Origin of the sequence: Paenibacillus sp. FSL E2-0201 (assembly GCF_037963325.1) — a bacterium.
GTDB lineage: Bacteria > Bacillota > Bacilli > Paenibacillales > Paenibacillaceae > Paenibacillus_AQ.
In genome coordinates this window covers 4,039,979-4,056,608 of sequence record NZ_CP150154.1, presented here as the reverse complement: position 1 = coordinate 4,056,608, position 16,630 = coordinate 4,039,979, and the positions used below count along the sequence as shown (strand labels likewise).

The following is a 16,630-nucleotide window of genomic DNA, read 5'->3' as shown; positions in this document are numbered from 1 at the left end:
TATCACAAGTGAAAGAGAGGTGAACGGTTATGACGACAACAACAACTCCTCCTGTTTCTACCAAAGACCAGTGGAATTATACAACTCCTGATTCTACTAAAACAACAGGGAATTCTGTATTGGGTAAGGATCAGTTTTTGAAGATATTGATCACCCAGCTGCAGAATCAAGATCCGATGCAGCCGATGCAAGATAAAGAATTTATTGCTCAAATGGCACAGTTTACATCTGTTGAGCAGCTGATGAATATCTCTACACAGCTTACATCAATGAATCAGTCTCTTGGCTCAGTATCCGGCTTGATTGGTAAAGATATCACATGGACGGATACCGCCACAAATCTACCTAAGACAGGGAATGTTGAATCCATCGTTGTCAGCAAAGGGATTCAATATGCGGTTGTGGGGAAAGACAGAATTGCTTTAACCGATATTACACAAATTCAGAATCCCGCAACAACAGAGAATGGTTCTGGTACAGATAGTAATACTCCTGAGAATAACGGAGGAAGTGAGGCGACAATATGAGTGACAGGCTGACCATAGGCCAACTGTATCCTGCGTCGTCCCTACATTCCTCAACGTTACAGCGATCTTCGATACCGAAGCAGACTGTGGCTAGAGAAGCCACCTTTGAGAGCGTACTGCAACAGAAGCTACTAAAATTCAGCAATCATGCTGCTAAGCGTCTTGAACAAAGAGGAATTGAACTTGGAAGCAGACAACTGGATCAGATATCTTCTGCTGTGGATAAAGCTGCTGCCAAAGGCAGTAAAGAATCCTTGATATTAATGAAGGACTTGGCATTTATCGTAAGTGTCCCGAATCGTACGGTTGTAACCGCTATGGATGGAAATTCGATTAAAGATAACGTATTTACGCAAATTGATAGTGCAATTGTGATTTCATAACCGGCTGGTCCTAACGGAAAGCCGAGGCGGCCGCTGACCGACTGACGCGGTCCCATTCACTTAGTAAGTTATTAGGACTCTATAATCTGGGAGGACAACACAAATGTTAAGATCTATGTATTCAGGGGTTTCGGGGATGAGAGGCTTTCAGACTAAGCTTGATGTAATCGGTAATAACATTGCCAATGTCAATACAATTGGTTTTAAATCAGGACGGGTTATGTTCAAGGACATTATGAGTCAAACCGTTTCTGGTGTAACTGCTCCTAGTGATGATGGTACAGGTGGTATTAATGCTAAACAAATCGGACTGGGCGTAAGTATCGCTTCTATCGATACACTCCATTTGTCCGGTAGTGCTCAAACTACTAATAACCCGACAGATTTACGCATTGACGGAGATGGATTTTTCCTAGTAAAGCTATCAGAAGATCAAGAAACACCTTTCTTGACTCGTGCAGGAGATTTTCATGTAGATGCTGCACGTAATCTTGTAACTTCTGACGGACTTCATGTGCTAGATTCCGATGGCGGACCCATTCAACTGGGTGATGATGTAACAGCATTCTCCATTTCCAATGATGGAACGATTGTTCAGACCATGTCGGATGGAACGACTGAAGCAGGTGTGAAGATCGGTGTAGCTAAGGTTACTAATCCATCTGGGTTAGAGAAGATTGGTGGCAATCTATACCGTATGTCACTTAATGCGAATGCAGAAGGTGAGCTTGTTCCTACAGTAGCAAATGATACTGAAACTGGAACAGGCGCTATCATTTCTGGTCAACTCGAAATGTCCAATGTGGATCTTACGAATGAATTTACAGAAATGATCGTATCGCAACGTGGATTCCAGGCGAACTCCCGTATCATTACGACTTCTGATGAAGTGCTACAGGAAGTAGTTAACCTGAAGCGTTAATTTTATCAATAATTAAATATCTTTTTTAAAGATAAACGCGGAGTCGTGGGGGAGGTACCCCTCCCCCTATTTTTGTTAGGAGGCCTGTTATGATATCGGTAACGAGATTAAATGGAACACCGATGTGGATCAATGCCCTACTGGTAGAAATGGTAGAAGAAAGCCCGGATACATATATTACGCTCGTAACCGGAAAAAGACTGATCGTGCTTGAAAAAGCGGATGAAGTTATTACGAAGATCCGGGATTATAACAGGGACATAGGCACATATGCTGCCACCATTAAAGTCCAGTCAATGGAGGAGCTAACATGAAGAAGATGCTGCCGTGGTTACTTACGATTTTGCTTGCGATTACACTTATTGTGATAGCCGCATTTTTATTAATGGACAAGATCTTTCCGAAAGATACGAATGATGTAAATGCTGCGGTACAAAGTGTGGAAACCAAACATTTAACTGCAGATGAAATCGTCGAACTAACGGCAGAGATCAAAGACATCAAAACAAATCTTGCTGATCCCGATTATATCGTTCAAATAGATTTCGCTTTCCAATTGAATTCTGCGAAATCAAAGGAAGCATTCGAGAAAATAAAAGAGATCAAAATCAAGCCGATTATTATCAAAACGCTTGCAGATACCAAACCTGAGGAGCTTAACGGAGCAAATGGCAAAGATCAGCTTAGCAGCAAGCTTGTTAATTTGATCAATAAGACATTGACCGAAGGCAAAATCACTCAGATCGAAGTCACCAAATACCTTTTGGCTTCTATGTAGCTTCAGGCCTGATAATTCTTTGATGGGGGGGTGATTGAATTGGTTGATGTACTATCACAAAACGAAATAGATGCTCTACTTGCTGCACTTTCTTCAGGTGAGATGGATGCCGATGAACTTAAAAAGGAAGAAACTCAGAAGAAGATCCGATCTTATGACTTTAAACGGGCTGTTCGCTTTTCTAAAGATCATATCCGTAGTCTTACAAGGATTCATGACAATTTCGCCCGCTATCTTACAACGTACTTTTCAGCCCAATTACGCACCTTCGTGCAGATTAATGTCGTTCAAGTAGAGCAGCTCCCTTATGATGAATTCATACGTTCCATTCCAAAAATGACAATACTGAACATTTTTGAAGCTGAACCTTTAGAAGGTCGAATGGTAATGGAGGTTCATCCAAACATTGCTTTCGCTATGCTGGACAGATTGCTGGGAGGTTTTGGGACAGCGCCTTCTAAAATTAATGCTTTAACTGAGATTGAAACAACGATCATGGAGCGTATCTTCAGCAGATGCTTTGAGAGCTTGCAGGAAGCTTGGAAGACTGTGCTGGATATCCATCCGCGCATGGAAGCGCTCGAAACGAATCCGCAGTTCATGCAAATTGTATCCCCCAACGAGACCATTGCATTAATCTCGTTAAGCACCAAAATTGGAGATACAACAGGCATGATCAATCTTTGCATACCGCACGTCGTTCTGGAACCTATTATGTCTAGACTATCTGTTCACCAATGGTTTGTAACAGAGAAGAAGACGCGGGATGCAGATGAACTTGAAGCCATTAAGGCTAGAGTTCATAAGGCGAAATTGCCGATTGTCGCTGAACTTGGAGAATCACGCTTATCAATATCTGAGTTTCTTGGGCTTAGCGTCGGTGACGTGATCTCTCTTAACAGGAATGTAGATTCCGGACTCTCGATTAAGGTAGGAGAGAAGCTTAAGTTCATCGGAAGTCCTGGAATGGTGAAAGACCGGGTAGCCGTGCAAATAGACGAGATTGTCAGTGAAGGAGTTGAAGAATTTGACGAGTAAAGATTATTTATCCCAAGAAGAAATCGACGCTCTTTTGAGACAATCTGCGGAAGGCTCATTGGCTCCTACAGAGAAAACGGTAAATGACTATTTAACACCGTTTGAACAGGATGCTTTGGGTGAAATCGGTAATATAACATTCGGTAGTGCTGCAACAGCACTTTCCACTTTACTTGGGAAAAAGGTTGATATTACAACCCCTCAAGTTTCCATCATTACACGCGGGGAGTTTGAAGTGGCTTTTCCAAAACCACATGTAGCAGTACACGTGGAATATGTAGACGGATTTCAAGGTATTAATTCACTTGTAATTAAGATTAGAGATGCACAGGTCATCGCCGATTTAATGCTTGGCGGGGAAGGTGAACCCAAGGATGAAGAATTGAATGAAATTCACATTAGTGCTGTGCAGGAAGCTATGAACCAAATGATGGGTTCTTCTGCCACATCAATGTCAACTATTTTCAATCGCTTTGTTAATATTTCACCTCCCGGTATAGACATCCTGAATATGTCCAGCGGTGAAGGCGTAGGCAGCTTGCCGAATGACGAAACCTTAATTCGTATTTCGTTCCGTCTTAAAATAGGAGATTTAATAGACTCTACCATTATGCAGCTCTTGCCTGTCCAGTTTGCTAAGGATATGGTAACGATGCTTCTGGGTGATGTAAGTCCTGCAGCACAGGAGGCTGCAGTTACGTCAACAGAGACTCCTGCTAAGCCAGTGCATGAGACGCCGCCTGCGGCTCCTCCAGTGCAGCAGGCGCCTTCACAGCCCGCAGGAGAAACTCCTCCGCCATATCCACCGCAAGGGATGCCTGGTTATCCTGGAATGCCGGAAGGCGGATATTATTATCCTCCAGCAGGCATGCCGGCGTATGGTATGCCGGGGATGCCGCCATACGGAATGCCGCCACAAGGCATGCCTTATGGGCAGACACCACCGCTTAGTCCTGAAGCTAATCGCAATGTAAATGTACAGCCTGTACAATTTGCTAACCTTAACGGTGGAGCTTTTGGTAATATTGATGAAAATAATTTAAATTTATTGATGGACATACCGCTTAGAGTAACCGTAGAATTAGGAAGGACCCAGAAGCAGATTAAAGATATTTTGGAAATGTCTCAAGGCTCGATCATTGAGCTGGACAAGCTCGCCGGTGAGCCTGTAGATATTTTGGTTAACAACAAGCTTATTGCCAAAGGCGAAGTCGTAGTTATCGACGAAAACTTCGGCGTACGCGTTACGGATATCGTCAGCCAGTGGGACCGAATTCAGAAATTACAATAAGCATACTTAGGGAGGATTTTGTAAAAATGGCTAACCGAATTCTAATCGTGGACGATGCAGCATTTATGAGAATGATGATCCGTGACATTTTGTCGAAAAACGGATTTGAAGTAGTGGGCGAAGCTCAGGACGGTTCTCAAGCTATAGAGAAATTTAAAGAACTGCGTCCGGACCTCATCACGATGGATATTACTATGCCTGAGATGGACGGAATCGCCGCCCTGAAAGAAATCAAGAAAGTAGATCCGGCTGCTAAGGTTATCATGTGTTCAGCCATGGGCCAGCAGGCTATGGTTATCGATGCTATTCAAGCGGGAGCAAAAGACTTTATTGTGAAGCCTTTCCAAGCAGACCGTGTTATCGAAGCTATCAACAAAACGTTGGGTGTGTAGGAAAGAGACATGCCCGTCAATTCAGAACCGCTCGGTAGCAATAACACCCTGCTGAATTTGCTTAACGTTATTATTGTCCTTGCGGTAATCATTGTACTTATTGTGCTGCTGATCCGTTTTCTTGGACGTCGTAATCAGACCTTTATGAGCGGGCGCTCCATTCGGACGCTTGGTGCTGTAGGGTTGGGACCTAACAAGTCGATGCAGGTTATTGAACTGGGAAGCAGCCTTTACTTAATCGGGATTGGTGAGAACATATCCATCTTGGATAAAGTCACTGATCCAGATGAGGTGGCTTTGATCATTGCAGCATTTGAGGATCAATCCTCTAACCAGAATAATTTTCTCGCACCGCTTATTGCCAAGGTTAAGGTTAAGCTGCGTGGGGAGGTTCCATCAGAGGAAATCGAGCTTAGTGAAACATCATCTTTTTACGAGACACTGCAATCCAAGCTTCGTTCTGCACCAGAGCGTAAAGAGAAAATGGAAGAGTTGTTCCGGGATGATGCTACTAAGGATGAGTCGAGGAATTTATGAAAAAAAAGCTAATTCTTGCTATTCTGCTGTTCGGGTTCATTAGTATAGTTATGATGCGGCCGATACATGCTGATCCTATACCTAATGTTAATATTCAGGTCGGTAATGATGGTTCAAGTGGTGGTACCAGTTCCATATCAATTCTTCTTCTCGTTACGGTTCTGAGTATTGCTCCGGCGTTTCTAGTTCTTATGACCAGTTTTACTAGAATTGTAATCGTGCTCGGCTTTGTCAGAACCTCACTTGGTACTCAGTCCATGCCTCCGAATCAGGTGCTGGTAGGGCTTGCTCTATTTTTGACCCTGTTCGTTATGTCGCCAACTTTGGCACAAGTCAATGAAACGGCGTTACAGCCGTATTTGAAGGGGACAATTACACAGACTGAGGCTTTTGATAAAGCTGCTGATCCGATGAAAGAGTTTATGTTTAAACAGACCAATTCCAAAGACCTTTTGTTATTTATGAAGTATACCGGTTATACGGGATCGGCTAAACCTGCTACATACAGTGATATTCCACTGACGGTGATGGTGCCTGCTTTCGCAATTGGGGAATTGAAAAAAGCTTTTACAATGGGCTTCTTAATTTTCATTCCATTTTTGATTATTGATATTGTTGTGGCGAGTACGCTGATGGCCATGGGGATGATGATGCTTCCCCCGGTCATGATTTCATTACCTTTTAAAATAATGCTCTTTGTACTGGTAGACGGCTGGTACTTAGTCATTAAATCACTACTTCTTAGTTTTAACACCTGACCTTAAGAGGAGGCATGAGGATTGAGTACGGAGTTTATAATCGGTCTAGCAAGCCAAGCCGTATATTTAGTGCTGGAAGTCAGCGCTCCCATGCTGATTCTTGGTCTGGTGGTAGGGCTAATAATCAGTATTTTTCAAGCTACGACACAGATTCAGGAACAGACGCTAGCGTTTGTTCCCAAAATCGTCGCAGTACTGCTGGCTTTATTGCTATTTGGTCCGTGGATCATCACGAAGCTAATTGACTTTACTAGCCAAATTCTAGGAAATCTTTATATGTATATTGGTTAAGCAATGAACATGGATACCCTATTGCAAAGTTTACCCGTCTTTTTGCTTATTTTTTGTCGAATTACCGCTTTTTTTGTTGTCGTTCCAGTGTTTTCTTCTCAAGGGGTACCGACAACTTTTAAGATTGGCATTTCTTTTTTTGTAGCTTTGGTAGTCTTTAGTGCTAGTGGAACCGGAATTACGATTCCGCAGGATTTTAGTTATATTTTGCTGATTATGAGAGAGGTATTAATAGGTCTTTTACTAGGTTTCATTGGATATTTGATGTTTATGGCGATTCAGACAGCGGGTTCTTTTATTGATATTCAGATTGGCTTCGGTATCGCGAACGTCATTGATCCTATGACTGGAACGTCAGCACCTATTCTCGGTAATTTCAAATATATGATAGCCCTGCTAATGTTTCTGAGTATGAATGGACATCACCATTTGCTAGATGCCATTGTATACAGCTATAAATGGATTCCTATGAATAATGATTTATTTCTACGCATGGTAGATGGTAGTTTATCAGAGTTTCTGGTCCGAACATTTGCGCAGTCGTTTGTATTAGCTTTTCAAATGTCTGCACCATTAGTAACCGCACTGTTTCTGACTGATGTTGGCCTTGCCTTTTTGGCGAGAACGGCTCCGCAATATAATGTATTCGTTATAGGGGTTCCTCTCAAAATCATTATAGGTCTTGCACTTCTTTTAGTGCTGATGCCAGGTCTGGCTGTGCTGTTTCAGAATCTCTTCGAAATCATGTTCGAATCCATGGAGAATTTACTGGGTCTCATGGGGAAGAAGCCGTAGGTGACCGTAAGGGGAGAGTATTATGCCTAAGACGAAGCGTTATAGACTAGATCTTCAACTCTTCGCCGGTGAAAAGACGGAAAAAGCAACCCCGAAGAAACGGCAGGATGCTCGTAAAAAAGGCCAAGTAGCCAAAAGTGCTGAGCTGTCTGGTGCGGTTGTATTGTTAGCTGCGGTAGTTAGCTTGATGATGTTTGGCGGTTTTATGAAAGAGCGTTTTATGAAGCTATACACGGACGTATTTCAGAATCGAATGATGCTGGACGTTACGCCTGAGAATATAACGCTGCTATTTAATCAGTATGGCTTGCAAATCTTGATTTTGCTAGCTCCATTACTTGGAATTACGTTTGTTATGGCGCTTGTCTCCAACTTGGCGCAGGTAGGCTTTATGGCTACGGGAGAGGGGATTACTCCTAAATTCAGTAAGATTAATCCTATAAAAGGTTTCAAAAATATTTTCTCTATGCGTTCTTTTGTAGAATTCCTGAAATCAATATTCAAGCTTCTAATTATTTCTTATCTGGTATATAGCACATTATGGGGAGAAAAGAAGAACTTTGCATCCCTGTCGCATATCAGTGCGGAGGGGATTTTTAAGTTTGCGGCCAAGCTGACGATGAGTCTTGGTTTGAAAATCGGGGTTGCTCTGCTAGTTATGGCTTTTCTTGACTTTATGTATCAGAAGTACGAACACGAAAAGAGTCTGAAAATGTCTAAACAGGATATTAAGGATGAATACAAAAAAATGGAGGGTGACCCTCTAATCAAAGGCAAGATCAGGGAACGCCAACGTAGAATGGCCATGCAGCGCATGATGCAGGAGGTTCCTAACGCGGATGTAATTATTACAAATCCAACGCACTTTGCTGTTGCACTAAAGTATGACGGTTCCAAGATGGAAGCGCCTCAGATTATTGCAAAAGGGCAGGATTATGTAGCACTTCGTATTCGGGAGCTGGCTAAAGAACATGGCGTCGTGACTATGGAAAACAAACCGCTGGCACGGGCATTATTCCAAAGAGCAGAAATTGGAGATGTCGTTCCAAATGATCTGTTTCAGGCTGTGGCTGAAGTGCTGGCATATGTATATAAGCTAAAAGGTAAGAGGAAATAAGGCGGGGGGGTTAGGACATTGAAAGCTAAAGATTTAACAGTTTTGCTAGGCATCATCGGTATCGTGCTTATGATGATTCTGCCTATCCCGTCCTGGCTTTTGGACGTTTTGCTTGTCATTAATATCTCTATAGCATTAATTATCATATTAGTGGCTATGAACACAAAGAATGCACTCGAGTTTTCAATTTTCCCTTCATTATTGCTGGTTACGACATTGTTTCGTCTGTCACTAAACATTTCGACAACAAAACTGATCCTGACCTACGCAGATGCCGGTTCGGTGGTATCGACTTTCGGTAGCTGGATCGCCGGCGGACAAATTGCCGTTGGATTTATCGTGTTTCTAATTTTGGTAGTGGTTCAGTTTATTGTTATTACCAAAGGATCAGAGCGTGTAGCTGAGGTAGGGGCGAGATTTACCTTGGATGCGATGCCCGGCAAGCAGATGAGTATTGATGCCGATCTTAATGCAGGCATGATTAACGAAACTCAGGCACGTGAGCGGCGCCGCAATGTTGAGCGGGAAGCGGATTTTTTCGGAGCCATGGATGGTGCGAGTAAATTCGTTAAAGGAGACGCGATTGCGAGTATCATTATCCTGTTGATCAATCTTATTGGTGGATTTATTATCGGTATGGTTGTACACGGAATGGATTTTTCCACTGCGTTATCTACTTATTCCGTATTGACGATCGGGGACGGTCTAGTCAGCCAAATTCCTGCTTTGCTCATTTCGACTGCAGCGGGTCTTATCGTTACTAGAGCTTCATCGGAAGGAAATCTGGCAGAAGAACTAACTGGGCAATTGCTGTCCTATCCAAAGCTGTTATACATTGTTGCAGTTACTGTTGCTTTTCTAGGTCTCTTCACACCTATACATATGATTACTACGCTCCCTCTAGCAGGTTTGCTGGCTTTTGCAGCCTATAGTATGGGACAAAATTTAAATCGAAAACAGATTGCTGAAGAGCAGCTTGTTGAAGAGAAGCAGATTGAAGAGGTACGAAGTCCGGAAAGTGTAATCAATTTACTCTCTGTGGATCCAATTGAATTCGAGTTCGGTTATGGTCTTATACCTTTGGCAGATACAGGTCAGGGTGGCGATTTGCTAGATCGTATCATCATGATTCGACGGCAATGTGCCCTTGAAATGGGTCTTGTAGTGCCTGTTATTCGCATTCGCGACAATATTCAACTAAAACCGAATGAATATGTCATAAAAATTAAAGGAAATACTGTCGGCGGCGGTGAATTATTACTTAATCACTACTTGGCTATGAGTCCAGGTTATGATGATGAATCTATAAACGGTATTGAGACCATTGAACCATCGTTTGGACTTCCTGCGCTATGGATTGACGAGTCGGTTAAAGAGCGGGCTGAATTGTCCGGGTATACCGTCGTAGATCCACCATCCGTTGTTGCAACACATTTGACGGAGCTCATTAAGCGGCATGGACATGAACTGATAGGACGACAAGAAACTAAGATGCTGGTGGATAACCTAAGAGATAATTATCCAGTGCTTGTTGACGATCTAATTCCTTCCGTATTGGCGATTGGGGATGTGCAGAAGGTACTTGCCAAGTTGCTGCGCGAGAAGATATCGATCAGGGATTTGGTCACTATCTTTGAGACGTTAGCAGACTATGGGACGTACACCAAGGATCCTGATATTCTTACCGAATATGTTCGTCAGTCCTTGTCCAGACAGATTACTCAGCAATTCTCGCAAGTAGGAGAGACTCTGAAAGTTATCACGGTGGGACCTAATCTGGAGAAGAAAATTTCTGAGAGTGTACAGCAATCAGAACAGGGCAGTTATTTGGCACTGGATCCAGCTTCGACTCAAACGATCTATCAGCGGTTAAGCGAACAGATCAATCGACTGCTACAGTCTGGACAACAGCCCATTGTACTCACATCACCAACCATTCGTATGTATTTGCGACAGGTGATTGAACGGACAATGCAGGATATTCCTGTGCTGTCTTATAGCGAACTAGAGCCTAACATTGAAATACAGAGCGTCGGAGTGGTGAATTTATGAGAGTGAAGCGTTATGTTGTCGATACGATGCCTGACGCCATGCATTCCATTCGCAGTGAGCTTGGAAGCGAGGCCGTCATTTTAAGTACGAAAGAAATCAAGATTGGCGGATTTTTAGGATTGTTTAAAAAGAAAAAAATAGAGGTTGTAGCGGCTGTTGAAAAAGCTCAACAGGGGAGTATTCCTGAAAAGCCTGTCAAGCCTGCGATGAACATTCCGCGCAGCGCTGTCCCGCAGGCTTACCAAAAAGCATCATCTACAACATCTACAGCTACTGTTACGTTGGAAAAGCCCGAAGAACCTAGGTCCTTTGCTGAGATCGCCGCAGCCTTGTCCGAAGCAATTGATGTAGAGCAATCGACGATAAAGCATCCAGAGCCCTTACAAGAATCTCGGAATGTTAGCAAGGATCATCTCAAAGTGTCTGAAACAAATCAGGAGGATATGACATCTGTATCTGCACTTTATGAGTCTCTTGGTCTGGAACAGACACCCGCCGTTGCTTCGGCTATTGATAATGATGTCCTTCGTGAGATTAGAGATATGAAGCAGTGGATGGAACGAATCGCTAGACAATCTTCGGGGGCTAGGGAGTTGCCGGACAGTCTTCAGCAGCTTAGAGATCTTTTGATTGAGCAGGAGATGGATACTGTACTTGTTGAAGAATGGATTAGTAATATCTCAGAACGTTGGGCAGATGAAGGACGTACTTGGGGGCCAGAGAAATTTCAGGAGTCCTTGAAAGAACAACTCGATGGATTTCTGTCAGGTCGAATCGCTGATGGAATTGCACAGGATACCCAAATTGTATATATTGCAGGTCCCACCGGAGTAGGGAAAACAACTACTATAGCCAAGCTTGCGGCTGAACAGCTTTTCAAATACGGACGCAAGGTTGGTTTTATCACCTCTGATACGTATCGTATTTCAGCTGTGGAGCAGTTGCGTACATACGCATCTATTCTAAATGTTCCGTTAGAGGTGGTTCAGTCGCCAGGTGATTTACAAAGAGCACTTTTTCGATTAGAGAGTTGTGATCTTGTAATTATGGATACAGCTGGACGGAATTATCGCAATGATATGCTTGTAGCAGAACTGCAAAGCTTGTTAGCGAAGGAATTAAGAAGTGAGACCTATCTTGTGCTCAGCTTGACCTCGAAAAGCCGTGATATGAAATTGATTGCAGAGCATTTCGGCAGGTACAGGCTGGATAAAGTTATTTTTACCAAGCTAGATGAGACGGGAAGTTATGGACCACTCTTTAACGTCCTGAATGATTTCCCTCTCACATTATCTTATATGACCAATGGTCAAAATGTACCCGACGATTTATTGATGGCTTCCAAAGAACAACTTAGTGAAATGCTTCTTGGAACAGGTGAATCATGATGGATCAGGCACAATCCTTGAGACAGCTTGTATCCAGTCAGGAGCCGAAACTAGCTGAAAAAGGGGAAACATCCGCCCGTATCATTACTGTTTGTAGTGGTAAAGGTGGCGTAGGTAAATCGAATTTTACGCTTAATTTCGCTTTAACCTTAAAAGCAATGGGAAAGAGAGTATTGCTGTTCGATGCAGATATTGGCATGGCTAACATAGACGTGTTAATGGGCGTGTCGGCGAAGTATAACCTATATCATCTGTTAAAAAGAGAAGCGGATATTGAGCAGATTATTCAGTTAGGACCGAACGGCCTTCCTTTTATAGCTGGTGGATCGGGCATGGATGAGTTGTTCTCCCTTTCGGAATCGGATCTTAATTATTTCACAGCCCAGATAGCTCATATAGCGGACAGCATGGATTATATTTTGTTTGATACAGGTGCTGGATTATCTAAGGAAACGATGAAATTTATAACCTCTGCGGACGATTGCCTAGTAGTTACTACGCCAGAACCGACTGCTATTACAGACGCCTATGCTTTAATGAAGGTTGTGAATCGGACGCATCCGGAAATTTCATTTAAACTGATCGTGAATCAAGCGGGTGATGAAAGAGAAGCGTCAGTGACAAGTGATAAGATTCGTATGGCCGCCAGTCGTTTTTTACAATTAGATGTTTCCTATCTTGGTCATATAAGCTCAGATGCCCATGTAGTGCAGGCCGTCAAAAGGCAAACGCCATTCTCATTGGCTTTTCCAAACAGCGTTGCTGCAAGAGATATACATCGGCTAGCCCTAAGTTATTTGACCATAGATGGTAAAAAGGATACAAAAGTTCAAGGTATTAAAGGCTTTATCCATAAATGGTTAAAGCGAAGTAAATAATTGTTCTGAATCTGGAACAGAGGTGGAAATGATATGAAGCCATATAAAGTTTTGGTTGTTGATGATTCTGCATTTATGCGCAAGATCATTTCCGATTTAATTGAAAATGACGCTGACTTTCAGGTGACGGCAACAGCCACAAACGGGCGTGAAGCTATCGAGAAAATTAACAAGCTGCGTCCGGATCTAGTTACCATGGATGTGGAAATGCCGGAGATGAACGGCCTGGAAGCGCTGAAAATAATAATGGCGTCAGATCCGCTGCCAGTGATTATGCTGTCAGGTATCAATGAAGAGGGTATGAAGGAAACCATTCTTGCACTGGAATGGGGCGCTTTTGATTTCATTCGTAAACCTTCGATATCAAACTCTCAGGATATAACGGGAGTAGGGGAATCCCTAAGAGAACAAATGAAAGAAGCTATGTTGGCTCGGGAGCAGCGAGAAGCGCGAGCATCTGCATTTAGGATGCCTGACATTGCACCTTTAGAGCCATTACTGCCGACTGCTACAAGATTTATACCAGACAAACCCAAGGCTACGCCTAAATCTTCTCTCAAAAATGAAGGGGTAAGGAAACCTCGGGGAAAACAGCCAGTAGATAGTACTATCCCTAAAGTAGCAACTAAACCAATAATCTCTGCTAAAACACCGATATCTGAAAAGACCAAACCAAAGTCTAAAGTAGAGAATAAACCAACTCCCCGCAAACCGGTGATAGAATCTTTAGTGGAGGTATCCTCTGATCCTCCGGTACTTCCTCCGGATCGAATGGTTGGTAGCAAGAATTTGCAAAAATTAGTTGCTGTCGGTTGTTCTACAGGCGGCCCCCGTGCACTAAAGGTGCTTCTGGAGAAGATTCCCGCAGATTTTCCGGCTCCGATAGTCATTGTGCAGCATATGCCACCTAACTTCACGAAATCACTGGCCCAGCGACTGAATACATTCAGTCCGCTAGAAGTGTTAGAGGCAGAGCAGGGGATGATATTACGAAAAGGGACTGCTTACATTGCGCCTGGAGGTTATCATTTACAAGTTACCCCATCAGCTAAAGGGCAATATGCAGTTGTACTCACGAAGGAGGAGGCACGAAATGGCCACCGACCTTCAGTGGATGTTTTATTCGAATCATTGCTTCCACTCACATCTCTAGATCGGCATGTGTTGCTGATGACAGGGATGGGCAGTGATGGTGCAAGGATGATGAAATCTCTCTATGACTCAGGCGTAACCTCAACTTTTGCTGAAAGTGAAGAGACCTGTGTCGTATACGGGATGCCGCGATCTGCGGTGGAATTGCAGTGCGTCAAATATGTACTACCTTTGCAAGAAATTGCTCCAAGGCTAGTGCAAGCCGTTAAATAACGGAAAAGCGAACTCGAAGGGGAGGTGCTCTACTATGGACATGAACCAATATTTATCCATGTTTATTGATGAGTCGAATGATCATCTGCAGTCATTGAACGAGAGCATGATGGGGTTAGAAGCGAATCCTGAGGATCTTAGTATCGTACAGGTAATATTCCGCTCTGCGCACACCTTAAAAGGTATGGCAGCAACTATGGGTTTTGAAGATTTGGCTTCACTTACACACCAAATGGAAAATGTGTTAGATCTTGTACGTAATAACAAGCTGCGCATGCAGGATTTTATTTTTGATACGTTATTCAAAAGTTTGGATGCCTTAGAGTCTATGGTTGAGGACATTACTGGCGGTGGCGAAGGTAAAGCAGATGTATCAGCCATTGTTTCATCCCTACAGGCTATTGTTCGAGGAGAGATTCCTGTTGAAGGCGGCGGAGCATCTGCTGCTGCAACTCCTGCTGCACAAGCAGGTGAAACTCCGATTCATTTGGACGAGTTCCAATTTTCTGTTCTAGAGCAATCGATTCAGGAAGGGCATCATGCATTGTATGTGGACGTAACAATCCGTAAGGATTGTCAACTTAAGGCTGTCCGTGCATACATGGTGTTCGATCTACTCGAACGTTCGGGTGAAGTGGTTAAATCCTTCCCATCCGTTCAAGATATAGAACAAGAGAAATTTGACCAAAGCTTCTCACTCTATTACATAACCCAAAAAACCGCGGATCAAATTCAGGCGATGATTATGAATTTGTCTGAAATTGATAAAGTAACGGCAGTAGCACTAGATCAAGAATCCTTGAAAATGCTTGGTCAAGAATCTGCATCCGCTGTGTCAGAGGTGGCCGCAACAGCCGTCGAGATGGAAGCAGCTCCTGCTCCAGTAGCATCGGCTAAACCATCACCTACCAAAGATGAAAGTAATAAGCCGGTAGCAGCCAAAACAGGAGGGGCACCTTCCCGTACAATTCGTGTAGATATCGAACGTTTAGACGTGCTCATGAATCTATTTAGTGAGCTTCTGATTGACCGAGTTCGTTTGGAGCAGCTGGCTTCAGAGGTCCAGAATAGTGATCTTACGGAAACCGTAGAGCATATGGGCAGAGTAAGTGGTGATCTACAGAATATCGTTATGAAGCTTCGAATGGTTCCAGTAGATACCGTATTTAACCGGTTCCCACGTATGGTTCGTGATCTAGCTAAGTCGCTGGATAAGAAAGTAGATCTAATCGTAACGGGTGCCGAAACTGAACTTGACCGGACGGTAATCGATGAAATTGGTGATCCGTTAGTGCATTTATTGCGTAACGCGGTGGATCACGGGATTGAATCCATTGCTGACCGCATTGCTGCAGGTAAACCAGAGACTGGAACCGTTCATCTTCGAGCTTTCCACAGTGGAAATCATGTTTTCATTGAAATCGAGGAAGATGGAACAGGTATTTATCCAGAGAAGGTCCTGAAGTCTGCTGTGAAAAAAGGCGTGATTACGCAAGAGCAAGCAGCGAATATGACGGATGAGGAAGCTTATCAATTGTTATTTGCACCAGGTTTCAGTACAGCAGAAGTTATTTCTGATGTCTCTGGTCGTGGCGTAGGGCTGGATGTTGTAAAAGCTAAGATTTCTTCTCTGGGTGGTAATGTAACGATCTATTCTTCTCCAGGAAAAGGAACGAATTTCTCAGTTCAGCTGCCACTTACTCTATCCATTATTGCGGCCATGCTTATTCGATTGGGCTCTGAGAAGTATGCCATTCCATTATCCTCTATTGTGGAAACTGGAATCGTGAAGAACACTCAGATTCGTACGATTCATGGCAACAAAATGTTAGAATTCCGGAATTCTCATATTCCACTGGTTTCGCTTAGTCGTCTATTTTCGGTACCTGATTATGACGAGAGTACTGAAGAAGAGACAGAGATCGTAGTTGTTCGTAAGGGAGAACGTCTTGTGGCTTTAGCAGTACAGGATTTTATTGGTCAGAACGAAATAGTTATCAAGAATTTGGGTAAATATTTACCTGAAATTCAAGGGATATCTGGTGCAACGATACTTGGAGATGGTCAAGTAGCACTTATTATCGATCCGAACGCTTTTATTAAATAACTAGGATAGAA

The 16,630-nt window shown here is 43.2% G+C and carries 18 protein-coding genes; all 18 read left to right on the top strand.

All coding sequences use genetic code 11. The features are described from left to right. Nucleotides 1-29: 29 nt before the first annotated feature. The 18 genes from NSU15_RS18400 (at nt 30) to NSU15_RS18315 (ending at nt 16,619) form a co-directional block, all read left to right on the top strand. Complete coding sequence (locus NSU15_RS18400; RefSeq protein ID WP_339287144.1) at nt 30-527, top strand: flagellar hook capping FlgD N-terminal domain-containing protein; 498 nt, start codon at nt 30-32, stop codon at nt 525-527. Continuing rightward, a complete protein-coding gene (locus tag NSU15_RS18395) occupies nt 524-910 on the top strand; it encodes a TIGR02530 family flagellar biosynthesis protein (protein WP_339287142.1) in 387 nt (128 codons plus the stop codon). The genes NSU15_RS18400 and NSU15_RS18395 overlap by 4 nt, the downstream gene beginning before the upstream one ends. Nucleotides 911-1,013: 103 nt before the next feature. Then, the gene (gene flgG / locus NSU15_RS18390; protein ID WP_339287141.1) at nt 1,014-1,832 is read left to right on the top strand and encodes a flagellar basal body rod protein FlgG; all 819 of its coding nucleotides are present in this window, start codon (nt 1,014-1,016) and stop codon (nt 1,830-1,832) included. Between the two features lie 89 nt (nt 1,833-1,921). Continuing rightward, nucleotides 1,922-2,146: a flagellar FlbD family protein gene (locus NSU15_RS18385; RefSeq protein WP_042128923.1), complete on the top strand. Its 225-nt coding sequence runs from the start codon at nt 1,922-1,924 to the stop codon at nt 2,144-2,146. Continuing rightward, complete coding sequence (locus tag NSU15_RS18380; RefSeq protein WP_042128920.1) at nt 2,143-2,610, top strand: flagellar basal body-associated FliL family protein; 468 nt, start codon at nt 2,143-2,145, stop codon at nt 2,608-2,610. The genes NSU15_RS18385 and NSU15_RS18380 overlap by 4 nt, the downstream gene beginning before the upstream one ends. A 39-nt stretch (nt 2,611-2,649) precedes the next feature. Further along, nucleotides 2,650-3,648, top strand: coding sequence for a flagellar motor switch protein FliM (gene fliM, locus NSU15_RS18375; protein ID WP_042128918.1), 999 nt, complete (start codon nt 2,650-2,652; stop codon nt 3,646-3,648). Further along, on the top strand, nt 3,638-4,939 hold the full coding sequence (fliY, locus tag NSU15_RS18370) for a flagellar motor switch phosphatase FliY (protein WP_339287139.1): 1,302 nt from the start codon (nt 3,638-3,640) through the stop codon (nt 4,937-4,939). Before fliM ends, fliY begins: the two co-directional genes overlap by 11 nt. A gap of 26 nt (nt 4,940-4,965) precedes the next feature. After that, nucleotides 4,966-5,331 (top strand): response regulator, encoded by a 366-nt coding sequence (locus NSU15_RS18365; protein ID WP_036688523.1) that lies wholly within the window; start codon nt 4,966-4,968, stop codon nt 5,329-5,331. 9 nt (nt 5,332-5,340) lie between these two features. After that, nucleotides 5,341-5,868: a flagellar biosynthetic protein FliO gene (locus NSU15_RS18360; protein WP_042128914.1), complete on the top strand. Its 528-nt coding sequence runs from the start codon at nt 5,341-5,343 to the stop codon at nt 5,866-5,868. After that, nucleotides 5,865-6,626 carry a flagellar type III secretion system pore protein FliP gene (gene fliP / locus NSU15_RS18355; protein ID WP_042128910.1) on the top strand — a complete coding sequence of 254 codons (762 nt, stop codon included), beginning with the start codon at nt 5,865-5,867 and terminating at the stop codon, nt 6,624-6,626. Before NSU15_RS18360 ends, fliP begins: the two co-directional genes overlap by 4 nt. Nucleotides 6,627-6,647: 21 nt before the next feature. Further along, a complete protein-coding gene (fliQ, locus tag NSU15_RS18350) occupies nt 6,648-6,917 on the top strand; it encodes a flagellar biosynthesis protein FliQ (protein ID WP_036688516.1) in 270 nt (89 codons plus the stop codon). A gap of 9 nt (nt 6,918-6,926) precedes the next feature. Then, nucleotides 6,927-7,712 (top strand): flagellar biosynthetic protein FliR, encoded by a 786-nt coding sequence (gene fliR, locus NSU15_RS18345; RefSeq protein ID WP_042132278.1) that lies wholly within the window; start codon nt 6,927-6,929, stop codon nt 7,710-7,712. Nucleotides 7,713-7,734: 22 nt separating this feature from the next. Beyond that, nucleotides 7,735-8,829, top strand: a complete 1,095-nt coding sequence (gene flhB, locus NSU15_RS18340) for a flagellar biosynthesis protein FlhB (RefSeq protein WP_042128908.1) — start codon at nt 7,735-7,737, stop codon at nt 8,827-8,829. Nucleotides 8,830-8,847: 18 nt separating this feature from the next. Continuing rightward, entirely contained in the window at nt 8,848-10,881 is a 2,034-nt protein-coding gene (flhA, locus tag NSU15_RS18335; protein WP_042128906.1) for a flagellar biosynthesis protein FlhA, read from the top strand. Beyond that, complete coding sequence (gene flhF, locus NSU15_RS18330; RefSeq protein ID WP_339287137.1) at nt 10,878-12,269, top strand: flagellar biosynthesis protein FlhF; 1,392 nt, start codon at nt 10,878-10,880, stop codon at nt 12,267-12,269. Before flhA ends, flhF begins: the two co-directional genes overlap by 4 nt. Beyond that, on the top strand, nt 12,266-13,147 hold the full coding sequence (locus NSU15_RS18325) for a MinD/ParA family protein (RefSeq protein ID WP_042128902.1): 882 nt from the start codon (nt 12,266-12,268) through the stop codon (nt 13,145-13,147). The genes flhF and NSU15_RS18325 overlap by 4 nt, the downstream gene beginning before the upstream one ends. Before the next feature lie 33 nt (nt 13,148-13,180). After that, on the top strand, nt 13,181-14,512 hold the full coding sequence (locus NSU15_RS18320; protein WP_339287135.1) for a chemotaxis response regulator protein-glutamate methylesterase: 1,332 nt from the start codon (nt 13,181-13,183) through the stop codon (nt 14,510-14,512). A 34-nt stretch (nt 14,513-14,546) separates the two neighbouring features. Beyond that, nucleotides 14,547-16,619 carry a chemotaxis protein CheA gene (locus tag NSU15_RS18315; RefSeq protein ID WP_339287133.1) on the top strand — a complete coding sequence of 691 codons (2,073 nt, stop codon included), beginning with the start codon at nt 14,547-14,549 and terminating at the stop codon, nt 16,617-16,619. Nucleotides 16,620-16,630: the final 11 nt, after the last annotated feature.

What these genes read in the sequence shown, in the direction of transcription:
- NSU15_RS18315 (WP_339287133.1), top strand. Translation starts at nt 14,547, where the DNA reads ATGGACATGAACCAATATTTATCCATGTTTATTGATGAGTCGAATGAT.
- NSU15_RS18365 (WP_036688523.1), top strand. Translation starts at nt 4,966, where the DNA reads ATGGCTAACCGAATTCTAATCGTGGACGATGCAGCATTTATGAGAATG.
- NSU15_RS18325 (WP_042128902.1), top strand. Translation starts at nt 12,266, where the DNA reads ATGATGGATCAGGCACAATCCTTGAGACAGCTTGTATCCAGTCAGGAG.
- NSU15_RS18395 (WP_339287142.1), top strand. Translation starts at nt 524, where the DNA reads ATGAGTGACAGGCTGACCATAGGCCAACTGTATCCTGCGTCGTCCCTA.
- NSU15_RS18400 (WP_339287144.1), top strand. Translation starts at nt 30, where the DNA reads ATGACGACAACAACAACTCCTCCTGTTTCTACCAAAGACCAGTGGAAT.
- NSU15_RS18385 (WP_042128923.1), top strand. Translation starts at nt 1,922, where the DNA reads ATGATATCGGTAACGAGATTAAATGGAACACCGATGTGGATCAATGCC.
- fliP (WP_042128910.1), top strand. Translation starts at nt 5,865, where the DNA reads ATGAAAAAAAAGCTAATTCTTGCTATTCTGCTGTTCGGGTTCATTAGT.
- NSU15_RS18360 (WP_042128914.1), top strand. Translation starts at nt 5,341, where the DNA reads ATGCCCGTCAATTCAGAACCGCTCGGTAGCAATAACACCCTGCTGAAT.
- fliR (WP_042132278.1), top strand. Translation starts at nt 6,927, where the DNA reads ATGGATACCCTATTGCAAAGTTTACCCGTCTTTTTGCTTATTTTTTGT.
- flhB (WP_042128908.1), top strand. Translation starts at nt 7,735, where the DNA reads ATGCCTAAGACGAAGCGTTATAGACTAGATCTTCAACTCTTCGCCGGT.
- flhF (WP_339287137.1), top strand. Translation starts at nt 10,878, where the DNA reads ATGAGAGTGAAGCGTTATGTTGTCGATACGATGCCTGACGCCATGCAT.
- flgG (WP_339287141.1), top strand. Translation starts at nt 1,014, where the DNA reads ATGTTAAGATCTATGTATTCAGGGGTTTCGGGGATGAGAGGCTTTCAG.
- NSU15_RS18380 (WP_042128920.1), top strand. Translation starts at nt 2,143, where the DNA reads ATGAAGAAGATGCTGCCGTGGTTACTTACGATTTTGCTTGCGATTACA.
- NSU15_RS18320 (WP_339287135.1), top strand. Translation starts at nt 13,181, where the DNA reads ATGAAGCCATATAAAGTTTTGGTTGTTGATGATTCTGCATTTATGCGC.